Origin of the sequence: Streptomyces sp. NBC_01077 (assembly GCF_045162855.1) — a bacterium.
In the GTDB taxonomy this organism is placed as follows: Bacteria; Actinomycetota; Actinomycetes; order Streptomycetales; family Streptomycetaceae; genus Streptomyces.
This window is the reverse complement of the sequence record NZ_CP108669.1, coordinates 1716580-1730208: the sequence shown is the minus strand read 5'-3', so window position 1 is coordinate 1730208 and position 13629 is coordinate 1716580. Positions and strand designations below refer to the sequence as shown.

The window sequence follows — 13629 nt, the reverse complement described above, 5'->3', positions numbered from 1 at the left end:
CCGCGCCGTCGCCGCCGTGCGCGAGGACACCCCCGGCAACCGTCGTCTGGTCGGTTACCTCGTCCCCGTCGAGGGCGCGGCCCCGGACGCCGAGGCGGTCCGCCGTCATGTCGCCGCCGTGCTGCCCGAGTACATGGTCCCCTCGGCGGTCGTCACCCTCGACGCGGTGCCGCTGACCCCGAACGGCAAGACCGACCGCACGGCCCTGCCCGCGCCGCAGCAGACCGCGGCGGTACGGGGCCGGGAACCGCGCACCCCGCAGGAAGCGATCCTGTGCGGCCTGTTCGCCGAGGTTCTCGGCGTCGGCCGGGTCGGCATCCACGACGGTTTCTTCGCGCTCGGCGGCCACTCGTTGCTCGCGACCCGGCTGCTCAGCCGCATCCGCTCGGTCCTGGGAGTCCAGCTCGGCATCCGGGCCCTCTTCGAGGCCCCGACCGTCGCCGGTCTCGCCGAGCGCCTCGACGGCGCCGGCTCGGCCCGCCCGGCCCCCGCCCCGGCCGAGCGGCCCGACGCGGTCCCGCTGTCGTTCGCCCAGCGCCGCCTGTGGTTCATCAATCAGATGGACCCGACGAGCCCGCTCTACAACATCCCCATGGTCCTGCGCCTGTCCGGAGACCTCGACCGGAGGGCCCTCGACGCGGCCCTCGCCGACGTGGCACAGCGCCACGAGAGCCTGCGGACGGTTTTCCCCGCCACCGACGGCGAACCCCGTCAGGCCGTCCTCCACGGCGAGGCGCAGCCCGTCGGCCTCACCGTCCTGGACGCCTCCGAGGAGAGCCCCGCCGATACCGCCGACCCGCAGAACCGGATCGCCGAACTCCTCGGCCGCGGCTTCGACCTGACCCGGGAGGTCCCGCTGCGGGCCACCCTGCTCGCCACCGGCCCGGACGAGCACCTCCTCGTCCTCGTCCTGCACCACATCGCCGGCGACGCCTGGTCCCTCGCCCCGCTCGCCACGGACCTCTCCACGGCCTACGCGGCCCGGCTCCAGGGCGATGCCCCGCAGTGGACGCCGCTCCCCGTCCAGTACGCCGACTACACGCTGTGGCAGCGAGACCTCCTCGGTGACGAGGCCGACCCGGACAGCGAGATCACCCGCCAGCTCGCCCACTGGACCGACGTCCTCGCCGGCCTGCCGGAGGAACTCGCCCTGCCCACCGACCGGCCCAGGCCGCTGACCGGCGCCCAGCGCGGAGCGAAGCTCCGCTTCGCCTTCGACGCCCAGCTCCACCGCCGGCTGCTGGCCCTCGCCGGCTCCACGGGCACCAGCCTCTTCATGGTCCTCCAGGCCGGACTCGCGTCCGTCCTCAGCCGGCTCGGCGCGGGCGACGACATCCCGATCGGCGCCCCGATCGCCGGCCGCACCGACGACACCCTCGACGACCTCGTCGGCTTCTTCCTGAACACCCTGGTCCTGCGCACGGACACCTCCGGCGCCCCGTCCTTCCGCGAACTGCTCGCCCGCGTCCGGGACACCGACCTCGCCGCGTACGCCAACCAGGACCTGCCGTTCGAGCGGATCGTCGAGGCGCTCAACCCGCAGCGCTCGCTGACCCGTCACCCGCTCTTCCAGGTGACGCTGACCGTGCAGAACTCCCGCGACGCCGCGCTCGAACTGCCCGGCCTGACCGTCTCCGCCGAGGCCGGCGCGTCCGCCTGGGCACGGTTCGACCTCTCCCTCGGCCTCGGTGAACGGCACACCGCGAACGGCGTCCCGAATGGCCTCGAAGGCGTCGCCGACTACTCCGCCGACCTCTTCGACCGCGACACCGTCGACACCGTCGTCGGCCGACTTGAGCGCCTGCTGCGCGCCGTCGTCGCCGACCCCGACCGCTCGATCGGCGACATCGACATCCTCGACACCGCCGAGCGTGAGCGGTTGGTGAGCGGGTGGAATGCGACGGGTGTTGTGGTGCCGGTGGGTGTGGTGCCGGTGTGGTTCGCGGAGTGTGCGGCGCGGGCGCCGGAGGCGCCGGCGGTGGTGTGTGGTGAGGTGCGGTTGTCGTATGGGGAGTTGTGGTCGCGTGCGGTGGGTGTGGCGAATGAGCTGACGCGTGTGGGTGTGGGTCGTGGTGCGGTGGTGGCGTTGGCGGTGCCGCGTTCGGTGGATGCGGTGGTGGCGATGCTGGGTGTGGGTCTTGCGGGTGGGGCGTTCCTGCCGGTGGATCTGGACTTCCCGGCCGACCGCATCGCCTACATCCTCTCCGACGCCCGCCCGGTGGCCGTGCTCTCCACCGCGGATGCGGTGACCGGTCTGCCCGACGGTGTGAGCACGCCCGTCGTTCTGCTGGACGACGTGGCTCCGGCGGCGGAACTCGCCGCTCAGGACGAGGTGTCGGTTCAGGACGCGGCCTATGTGCTGTACACGTCGGGGTCGACGGGTCGGCCGAAGGGTGTGGTCGTGCCGCATGGTGCGCTGCGGAACTTCTTGTGGTCGATGGGCTCGCAGGTGGGGCTTTCGGCGGGGGAGAAGTGGCTGGCGGTGACGACGTTCGGCTTCGACATTTCGCTGCTTGAGGTCTTCCTGCCGCTGGTCTCCGGTGCCGTTGTGGTGATCGCGGATCGTGATGTGGTGCGTGACCCGGCGCGGTTGGGCGCTCTGGTGCGGTCCGAGGCGGTGTCGGTGGTGCAGGCGACGCCGAGTCTGTGGCGTGCGCTGACGGAGACGGACCCCGAGGCTGCGCGGGGTCTGAGGATCCTGGTCGGCGGCGAGGCGGTGGATGCCGGTCTTGCGGGTGTGTTGGCGGGGGCGGGTGCGTCGGTGTGGAACATGTACGGGCCGACGGAGACGACGATCTGGTCGACCAGTGCCCTGTTGTCGGGTGACGGTGGTACGCCGATCGGCGCGCCGATCGCCAACACGCAGGTCTATGTTCTCGACGGTCGTCTGCGTCTGGTTCCGCCGGGTGTGTCGGGTGAGTTGTACATCGGCGGTGATGGTGTGGCCCGTGGCTATCTCGGGCGTCCGGGTCTGACCTCGGAGCGGTTCGTCACGGATCCGTTCGGTGCGCCTGGTGCGCGGATGTATCGGACGGGTGACCTGGTCCGGTGGACGGACGCGGGTGTTCTGGAGTTCGTCGGTCGTGTCGACGATCAGGTGAAGGTGCGGGGCTACCGCATCGAGCTCGGCGAGGTCGAGTCCGCGCTGTCGAAGGTGGAGGGCGTGGCCCGTGCCGTCGCCATGGTCCGTGAGGACTCCCCGAACGACCGCCGGCTCGTCGGCTACGTCGTCCCCGCCGAGGGAACGGCCCTGGAAACAGAGGCGGTTCGCCGTGCGGTCGGCGGGCTGCTGCCGGAGTACATGGTCCCGTCGGCGGTCGTGATCCTCGACGCGGTGCCGTTGACGCCGAACGGCAAGACGGATCGCAAGGCCCTGCCAGCGCCCACCGCCTCCGGCGTCGTCCGCCGTGAGACGCGCACGGCCCAGGAGGACATCCTCTGCGGTCTGTTCGCGGAGATCCTGGGCCTGGCCCGGGTCGGGGTCGACGACAGTTTCTTCGACCTCGGCGGGCACTCCCTGCTCGCGACCCGGCTCGTGTCCCGGGTACGCACCGTCCTCGGCGTCGAACTCCCCGTCCGCGCACTGTTCGAGACCCCGACCGTCGCCGCCCTCGCCCCGTACCTGGAGCGAGGAGGGGAGACCAGGCCCGCGCTCGTCCCGTGGCAGCGGCCGGCCGAGATCCCGCTCTCCTACGCGCAGCGCCGCCTCTGGGCGCTGAGCCGGCTCGGTGCGACGGCCGGCACGTACAACATCCCGATGGTCACCCGGCTCCGCGGCCCGCTGGACGCCGTCGCGCTGGAGAACGCGCTCGCCGACGTGGTGACCCGCCACGAGTCCCTGCGCACCGTCTTCCCGGCGACGTCCGACGGTACGCCCGCGCAGGTCGTGCTCGACCCGGCCGAGGCGCGCCCCTATCTGCACGTCGTCCAGGTCGAGGAGTCCGCCGTCGAGGCGGCCGTGGCCGCCGCGCAGCGCACCGACTTCGTTCTGGACACCGATCTGCCGCTGCGCGCCCAGCTGTTGGAGCTGGGACCGGAGGACCACGTCCTCGTGCTGGTGCTGCACCACATCGCCGGCGACGCCTCCTCGATGCGGCCCCTGGTCCGGGACCTGGCCGCCGCGTACCTCGCGCGCGCCGAGGGCGGCGCGCCGCAGTGGGCGCCGCTCCCGGTCCAGTACGCGGACTACGCGCTGTGGCAGCGCGAGGTACTGGGCGACGAGGCCGACCCGGACAGCGAGATCGCCCGCCGGCTCGCCCACTGGACGCAGACCCTCGCGGGCCTGCCCGAAGTGCTGGCGTTGCCCACCGACCGGCCCCGCCCGGAGGAGGCAGGCCACGAGGGCGGACTCGTGCCGCTCACGCTCGACGGCGAGCTGCACGCCGGGCTGCTCGACCTCGCCCGCTCCAGCCGGACCACGGTCTTCATGGTCCTCCAGGCGGCGCTGGCGAGCCTGCTGACCCGCCTCGGCGCGGGTACGGACGTCCCGCTCGGCACACCGGTCGCGGGGCGCGGCGACGAGGCACTCGACGACCTGGTCGGCTTCTTCGTCAACACGCTGGTGCTGCGCACGGACACCTCCGGGAACCCGTCCTTCCGTGACCTGCTGGCCCGGGTCCGGGAGACCGACCTCGCCGCCTACGCCCACCAGGACGTGCCGTTCGAGCGGGTCGTGGACGCGGTCGCGCCGCGCCGGTCGGCCGCCCACCACCCGCTGTTCCAGGTCATGCTCTCCCTGGACAACGTCTCGCGGGCCGATGTGCGCCTCGCCGGACTGGCCGTCGACGCCGTCGGCGAGCCGGCCGGCGACGGGGCCGGGCGCGCCAAGTTCGACCTGTCGGTGCGGCTCTCCGAGCAGCGCTCCGACGAGGACGGACCGGCCGGCCTGCACGGCACCGTGGCCTACGCGGCGGACCTCTTCGACCGCGCGACGGTCGAGGCGATGGCGCAGCGTCTCGTCACCGTCCTGAAGGCCGTGGTCGCGGACGCCGACCGGCGGATCGAGGACCTCGACATCCTCGACGCCGCCGAGCGCGAGCTGCTGCTCCACGGCTGGAACGACACCACCCGCCCGCTCCCGGACCTCCTCGTCCCCGAGCTGATCGAGGCCCAGGTCGCCCGTACCCCCGACGCGCCCGCCCTGTCCGCGGGCGATGTGACCCTGACGTACGCGGAGCTGAACGAGCGCGCGAACCGGCTGGCGCATCTGCTGATCGGGCGGGGCGCGGGTCCGGAGTCGATCGTGGCGATCGCGGTGCCGCGGTCGCCGGAGATGATCGTCGCCGTGCTCGCCGTGCTGAAGTCCGGCGCGGCCTACCTGCCGGTCGACACCGAATACCCGGCCGACCGCATCGCGTACTTCTTCGAGGACGCCCGGCCCTGCCTGGTCGTCACCAGCGCCGACGCCGAGGAGCGCGTGCCGTCCGCGGTCGCCGCCGGGCGGATCGTCGTCGATGCGCCGGACACCGTCGCCGCACTCGCCGCCCAGCAGGCGCGGAACCCGGTCGACGCCGACCGGACCGCCTCGCTGACGGCCCGCACGCCCGCGTACGTGATCTACACCTCCGGCTCCACCGGCCGCCCCAAGGGCGTCGTCGTCGAGCACGGCGGCATCCCCAACATCGTCCTGGCCCGGACCGGTCCGTACGCGATGGGCCCGGGAAGCAGGGCCCTGCAGTTCGCGTCGCTCAGCTTCGACGCCGCGATGTCGGAGATCTGCACCCCGCTGTCCGCCGGCGCGTGCCTGGTGCTCGGCCCGGCCGACATGCTGCTCCAGGTCGCCGAACTGCCCGCGCTGCTGCGCGAGCAGGGCGTGACCCACGCGACGCTGCCGCCCGCGGTGCTCGCCCAGCTCTCGCCCGCGAGCCTGCGCACCGTCCGCACCCTTGTGACGGCCGGCGAGGCCGCCCCGGCCGGTCTGGTCGCCACCTGGGCGCCCGGGCGGCGCATGTTCAACGCGTACGGCCCCACCGAGACCACGGTCTCGTGCACCATGGCCGGGCCGCTCGCCCCCGAGGCCGGGGTGCCGCCGATCGGCGGCCCGCTGCCCAACACCCGCGTCCACGTGCTCGACCACCGGCTGCGGCCGGTCCCGGTCGGCGTCCCCGGCGAGCTCTACGTCGCCGGGATCGGCGTGGCCCGGGGCTACCTCCGCCGGCCCGGCCTGAGCGCCGAGCGGTTCGTCGCCGACCCGTTCGGGCCGGCCGGCAGCCGGATGTACCGCACCGGCGACGTGGTCAGCCGGATGCGCGACGGCCGGCTGCGGTTCGTCGGCCGGGCCGACGGCCAGGTGAAGCTGCGCGGCTTCCGGATCGAACTCGGCGAGGTGGAGGCCGCCCTGACGGGCGCGCCGGGCGTCGCGCGCGCCGTGGCGACCGTACGGGAGGACCGTCCGGGCGTTCGGCAGCTCGTGGGCTACCTCGTCGCGGAGGCGGGTGCCGGACTCGACCTCGGAGCGGTACGGACGTACCTGCGGGCCGCCCTGCCTGCGCACCTGCTGCCGTCCGTCCTCATGGAGATCGACCGGGTCCCGCTGACCGTCAACGGCAAGACCGACAAAGCCGCGCTGCCCGCCCCCGAGCAGCCCGGGACCGCCCCGGCCGCCCCGGCGGCGGAACGGTCCCCGGAGCCGTCCGCCGACGACGACCCGCAGGCTCTGCTCTGCCGGATCGTCGGCGAGGTCCTCGGCCTGGCCGGCGTCGGCGCCGACGACAACTTCTTCGCCCTGGGCGGCGACAGCATCAACGCCATCCAGGTCGCCGGCCGGGCCCGCCAGGCCGGGCTCGTCCTCACACCGCGGGACATCTTCCGCCACCAGACCGTCGCGGAGCTGGTGTCCGCGATCCGCCCCGCCGCCGCCGAGGCCGCGCCCGTCGCCGACGACGGCGTCGGCGCCGTCCCCGGCACCCCGGTGGTCCGCTGGCTGCACCAGCTCGGCGGCCCGTTCCAGGGCCTCAACCAGTCCGTGCTGCTCCGGGTTCCCGGCGGCCTCGGACAGGACGAGCTGACCCGGGCCGTCCAGGCCGTCGTCGACCACCACGACGTGCTGCGCGCACGGCTCACCGGTGCCGCACTCGGCCTGCCGTGGAATCTGGAGACCGCGCCGCGCGGCACGGTCGACGCCCGTGCCTGCGTCAGCCGTGTCGACGTCCGGGACGCCGCGGCCGACGCCGGCGACGTCGCCGCCGCGGTCTCCGCGCACGGCGAGGAGGCCCGGCGCCGGCTCGACCCGGAGAACGGCGTCCTGCTCCAGGTCGTCTGGTTCGACGCCGGCCCGGACGAGCAGGGCCTCCTCCTCGTCCTCCTGCACCACCTCGTCGTCGACGGCGTGTCGTGGCGGATCCTGCTGCCGGACCTCGCCGCCGCCTGGCAGGCCGCCCGCGACGGCCGCGACCCGCGGCCCGCCCCGGTCGGCACGACCTTCCGCCGCTGGGCGCAGGCCCTCGTCATGGAGGCGCAGAACCCGGCCCGGATCGCCGAACTCCCGCTGTGGCGGCAGCAGACGCAGGGCCGCGACCCGCTCCTCGGCGCGCGCCCTCTCGACCCCGCCGTCGACACCCGGGAGACCGCCGAGCACCTGACGGCCGCCCTCCCCGCGGACCTGACGACGGCGCTGCTGACCGACGTTCCGGCCCGGTTCCGCACCCAGATCAACGACGTGCTGCTCACCGGCCTGACCCTCGCGGTCGCCCGCTGGCGCCGCCGCTGGACCCAGGACGCGTCCCACGCGGTCCTCGTCGACATGGAGGGCCACGGCCGCGAGGAACTCGACGAGACCCTCGACCTGTCCCGCACGGTCGGCTGGTTCACCAGCCGCTTCCCCGTCCGGCTCGATCCCGGCCCGCTCGACCTGGACGAGGCGCTGGACGGCGGCGCCGCGACCGCCGCCGCGCTGGGGCAGATCAAGGAGCAACTGCGCGCGCTGCCCGACAACGGACTCGGCTACGGCCTGCTCCGCTACCTCAACGCGGACACCGCGCTCGCCCTGGCGGGCGCCGCCGCCCCGCAGATCGGCTTCAACTACCTCGGCCGGGTCGGCAGCGGCGGCGACACCCTCGGCGAGGCCGGACCCGCCGGCTGGTCCAGCGCGTCCGACCTGCGGATCCCGCTGCTCCCCGCCGATCCGGGCATGCCGTTCGGCCACTCCGTCGAGATCAACGCGGTCACCCGGGACGGCGACGGCGGGCCCCGGCTCCACGTCACGTACTCCTGGCCCGCCGGACTCTTCGACCGCGCCGAGATGGAGGAGCTCGCCGAGCTGTGGTTCACCGCCCTGCGCGCCCTCGCCGACCCCGGCCAGTCCGAGCGCGGTGACGGGCTCACCCCCGGCGACCTGCCGACGTCCGGGCTGACCCAGCCCGAGATCGACGACTTCGCCGCCGCACCCGGCGGACTGGACGACGCATTCGCGCTCACCCCGCTCCAGGAGGGCCTGTTCTTCCACGCCCTCCAGGCGGACGACAGCGGCACGGACGTCTACACCGTCCAACTCGTCCTCGACCTCGAAGGCCCGCTGGACCCGGCCGCCCTGCGCACCGCCGGACAGAGCGTCCTCGACCGGCACCCCAACCTGCGGGCGGGCTTCCACCACCGCGCGGACGGAGCGGCCGTCCAGGTCGTGCCGCGCACCGCGGCCCTGCCCTGGGACGAGGCCGACCTCGGCGCGCTGCCCGACGACACCGCGCAGCGCGAACTCACGGCGCTCACCGAGGCCGCCCGCGGCCGCCGGTTCGACCTGAGCCAGCCGCCGCTGGTCCGCTTCCTGCTGATCCGCCTCGGCGCCGAACGGCACCGGCTGGTCATCACCAAGCACCACATCCTGCTCGACGGCTGGTCCATGCCGCTGTTCCTGCGCGAACTGGTCACCCTGTACGAGAACGGCGGCGACGCGGCGACGCTGCCCGCCCCCGCCCCGTTCCGCTCGTACGTCGACTGGCTCGCCGCACAGGACCGCACGGTGAGCGAACGGGCCTGGCGCGACACCCTCGCCGGGATCGAGGAGCCCACCCTGCTAGCCCCCGGCCGGGAACCGGCCGGACCCGCGCTGCCCGAGCAGCTCGTGCACGACCTGTCGCCGGAGCTCACCGCGACCCTCCAGGCGCAGGCGGCCCGGGCCGGTGTCACCATGAACACCGTGGTCCAGACGGCCTGGGCGCTCGTCCTCGGCCGTCACCTCGGACGCGACGACGTCCTGTTCGGCACCACGGTCTCCGGCCGGCCGCCGGAGCTGCCCGGCGCCGAGAACATGATCGGCCTGTTCATCAACACCCTGCCGGTACGAGTCCGGTTCGACCGCTCCGAAAGCTGGAGCGCCGCCCTGGCCCGCGTCCAGGACGAACAGACCGCCCTGCGCACCCACCAGTACCTCGGCCTCGCCGACGTGCACCGGATCGCGGGCGTCCGGCCGCTGTTCGACACCGCGCTCGTGTACGAGAACTACCCGCTGCCCGAGGACACCGAGCGCTCCCCGTCCCGGCTGCGCGCCACCGCGGTCCAGGGCCGTGACGCGGCCCACTACCCGCTGCTGCTGGTTGCGTCGCTGCGCTCGCAGGGCCTGCGGTTCCGTCTCGACCACCGGCCCGAGGTGCTCGGCGCGACGACCGCCCCCACCCTGCTGGAGCGGCTGACCCGCGTCCTGGAGGCGGTGGCCGCCGACCCGGAACAGCCGGTGGGGCGCGTCTCGGCGCTGTCCCGCGAGGAGCGCCGCGCGCTCGCCGCCGGCGGCACGCGGACCCCGCTCGCCGCAGGCGCGCACGGCGGCACCGGCGACACGATCCACGGCCGGGTCGCCGCCCTCGCCGCCCGCACCCCGGACGCCGTCGCGGTGTCCCTCGGAGACGAGCGGCTCACATGGGGGGAACTGGACGAGCGGGCCAACCGGCTGGCCCGGCTGCTGCACGAGCTGGGCACCGGCCCGGAGGACCGGGTCGGCATCCTGCTCGACCGGTCGCTGCTGCTGGTCGTCGCCTTCCTCGCCGTCCTCAAGGCGGGCGCGGTCTGCGTCCCGCTGGCGCCCGCCCACCCCGCACAGCGGCAGCGGACCGTCCTCGACCGGGCAGGCGCGCGCGTGCTGCTCACCGACGCGGCCCGCGCCGCCGACCGGGCCGGCGGCCCGGACGACGGCGTCACGACCGTCGCCGTGGACACCGACCCGCGCCCGGCCCGCCTGGACCCCACCGACCCCGGCACGCCCGTCGAGGCGGACCGGCTGGCGTACGTGTTGTTCACCTCCGGCTCCACCGGCGCGCCCAAGGGCGTGGCGGTCACCCACCGCGACGTCGTCGAGCTCGCCGACGAGCCCTGCTGGGCCCCGGGCGCTCGGGAGCGGATGCTGTTCCACTCGTCGCACGCCTGGGACGCGGCCCTGCTGGAGCTGTGGGGGCCGCTGCTGAACCACGGCACGGTCGTCGTCGCCCCGCCCGGTGAGACCGATCTGAGGGACCTGGCCCGGCTGCTGGTCGCCGAGTGCGTCACCGGACTCTGGCTGACGGCCGGCCTGTTCCGCTGGCTGGCCGAGGAGGAGCCGGACTGCTTCGCCGGAGTCCGCGAGGTGCGCACCGGCGGTGACGTCGTCCCCGCCGACGCCGTCCGCAAGGTCCTCGTCGCCTGCCCCGGCACCGTCGTCAGCAACGGCTACGGGCCCACCGAGACCACCGTGTTCGCCACCCACCACATCATGGGGGCGGGCGACCCGGTCCCGGACAACGTGCCGATCGGCGTCCCGCTGCACGGGATGGCGGCCTATGTGCTCTCCCCGGAGCTGGAGCCGGTCCCCGCCGGGGCCGTCGGCGAGCTGTACCTCGCGGGCTCCGGGCTCGCCCGCGGCTACGAGAACGACCCTGCGCTCACCGCCCGTTCGTTCGTGGCCGACCCGTTCGGAGATCCGGGGACGCGGATGTACCGCTCCGGCGACCTGGCACGCCGCCGCCCGGACGGCGCCCTTGAGTTCGTCGGCCGGGCCGACGACCAGGTGAAGCTGCGCGGTTTCCGGATCGAGCTCAGCGAGGTCGACGGCGCGCTCGCGGCCCTGCCCGGCGTGGCGCACGCGGTCTCCCTGGTCCGTGAGGACCGGCCCGGCGACAAGCGCCTCGTCGCCTACACGGTGCCCGTGCCCGGCGAACCCGCCCCGGGCGCGGCGGAGATGCGCGCCCGGCTCGCCGAGACGCTGCCGGACTACCTCGTCCCGGCCGCGGTCGTCCTGCTCGACGCGCTGCCGCTCACCGCGAACGGCAAGCTGGACCGGGCGGCGCTGCCCGCCCCCGCCCCCGCCGACGGCGCCGCGCGCACCGGACGCGGCCCGCGCACCCCCCGCGAGGAGCTGCTGTGCGGCCTGTTCGCCGACGTCCTCGGCGTCGACGCGGCCGGCATCGACGACGACTTCTTCGCCCTCGGCGGCAACTCGCTGCTCGCGGCCGGACTCGTCAGCCGGATCCGCGCCGTCCTCGGCGTCGAACTCGGCATCCAGGCGCTGTTCCTGGCGCCCACGGTCGCCGGACTCGTAGCCGCCCTCGACGACGACGACGAGGACGCGGACGCCGCCGGAGCGCTGGACGTCCTGCTGCCGCTGCGCACCCGCGGTGACCTTCCGCCGGTGTTCTGCTTCCACGCCGCCGGCGGCCTGAGCTGGCGGTACGCGGCCCTGCTGCGGCACCTGCCGGCCGGCCACCCGGTGTACGGCCTCCAGGCCCGCGCATTCGCCGAGCCCGGCCACCGCCCGGCGAGCCTGGAGGAGGCCGCCTCGGACTACGTGGAGCGGATCCGCTCCGTCCAGCCGTCCGGCCCCTACCACCTGGTGGGCTGGTCGCTCGGCGGCCTGGTCGCCCAGGCGGCCGCGGTCCTCCTGGAGGAGGCCGGAGAGGAGGTCGCGACCGTCGCGGTCCTTGACTCCTACCCGGCGCGGCCCGGCGACCCGGTCGTCGTGCCCCCGGCGGCGCAGGTCCTCGGCGCCCTCCTCGACGCGGCCGGCGTCGGCCCCGACCGCGGCGAGGAGGAGCTCACCCCCGAGGCGGGCGCCGCGCTGCTGCGGGCCCGCGGCGGACCGCTCGCGGCGCTGCTCGCCGACCGGGTCGGCGCCCTCGTGGACGCGTACCGCACCGGCGTCGAGCTGCGCGCGGGCTTCGCCCCGCGCCGGTTCACGGGCGACCTGCTGCTGTTCGTCGCGAACGGCGGTTCCGGAGGGAGCGACTCCCGGCACGGTTCCGGGCAGGTCCCCGCGGACGCCGTCGCCGAGAAGGCGGACCGCTGGCGCCCGTACGTCGGCGGCGCCATCGCCGTCCACCCGGTCGACTGCCGCCACGAGGACATGCTGCGGCCCGAGCCGCTGGCCGTCGTCGGCGGCGCGCTCGCCGCCCATCTGAACGCCCGCACCACACGGAAGGACAGCTGATGAAGAAGGAGTTGTACGCACTGGGGGAGACACCGCCCCTGGGCGAGGTGCCCCGTCGCATGCACGCCGGCGTGATCCGGCGCGAGCGGTACGGCCCGCCCGAGCAGTCGATCCAGGTCGAGACCGTGGACGTGCCGCCGGTCGGCCGCGGGCAGGTCCTCATCTGGGTGATGGCCGCCGGGATCAACTACAACGGCGTCTGGGCCGGACTCGGCACCCCCGCCGATGTCATCGCCGACCGCCAACGGGCCGGCGATCCGCTCGACTTCCACATCGCCGGATCCGAGGGCGCCGGAGTGGTCTGGGCCGTCGGCGAGGGGGTCAAGCAGCTCAAGGTCGGCGACCACGTGATCGTCGGCGGCGTCGCCTGGGACGAGTCGGCCCCCGACATCCGCCTCGGCACCGACCCGACCGCCTCCCGCTCCCAGCGGGCGTGGGGCTACGAGTCGAACCACGGCTCCTTCGCGCAGTTCACCGTGGCCGACGAGTACCAGTGCCACAAGAAGCCCCCGCACCTCACCTGGGAGGAGGCCGGCTGCTTCCTCGGCGGTGGCTCCACCTCGTACCGCATGCTCATGGGATGGCACCCGCACACGGTCCGGCCGGGCGATCCCGTCCTCGTCTGGGGCGGCGCCGGCGGTCTCGGATCCATGGCGATACAGATCGTGAAATACTTCGGCGGAATTCCGGTCGCCGTGGTTTCGGACGACGATAAATTCGACTACTGTAAGCGCCTGGGAGCGCACGGCGTCATCAATCGGAATGATTTCGACCACTGGGGTCGGCTGCCCGATTCGAGCGACACCGTCGCCTACCGGGAATGGCTCTCCGGGGTCCGCTCCTTCGGCCGGGCCTTCTGGGACGCGCTCGGCGAGCGCAGAGACCCCGCCATCGTCCTGGAACACCCGGGACGGGCCACCCTGCCGACCTCGGTCTACGTCTGCGACCGGGCCGGCATGGTTGTCACCTGCGCCGGCACCAGCGGCTACAACGGCGACATCGACCTGCGGTTCCTCTGGATGTTCCAGAAGCGGCTCCAGGGCTCGCACGCCGCGAACGTACGCCAGACCGCGGCGATCATCGAGCTCGTCGCGGCCGGCCACATCGACCCCTGCCTCAGCCTCGCCCTGCCGTTCGCCGAGATCGGCCGGGCGCACCAGATGGTCTACGAGAACAAGCAGCCTCCCGGAAATGTGGCGGTCCTCGTGAACGCGCCGGAACCGGGCCTCACGGATATGCGCTGA

Annotated in this window: 2 protein-coding genes (1 of these 2 only partly in view); both read left to right on the top strand. The window is 74.3% G+C overall.

Annotated elements, in window-relative coordinates; translation table 11 throughout:
- Positions 1-12385, top strand: the 3' portion of a protein-coding gene (locus OG462_RS07605; protein WP_406055711.1) for a non-ribosomal peptide synthase/polyketide synthase. 5825 nt of this gene lie to the left of the window's left edge; the window shows 12385 of its 18210 coding nt (coding positions 5826-18210); its start codon lies beyond the left edge, outside the window; it ends in the stop codon at positions 12383-12385.
- Positions 12385-13629, top strand: a complete 1245-nt coding sequence (ccrA, locus tag OG462_RS07600; RefSeq protein ID WP_187621330.1) for a crotonyl-CoA carboxylase/reductase — start codon at positions 12385-12387, stop codon at positions 13627-13629. The genes OG462_RS07605 and ccrA overlap by 1 nt, the downstream gene beginning before the upstream one ends.

Bases quoted from the DNA above. Each gene is read 5' to 3' on its own strand.
- ccrA (WP_187621330.1), top strand. From the start codon at position 12,385: ATGAAGAAGGAGTTGTACGCACTGGGGGAGACACCGCCCCTGGGCGAG.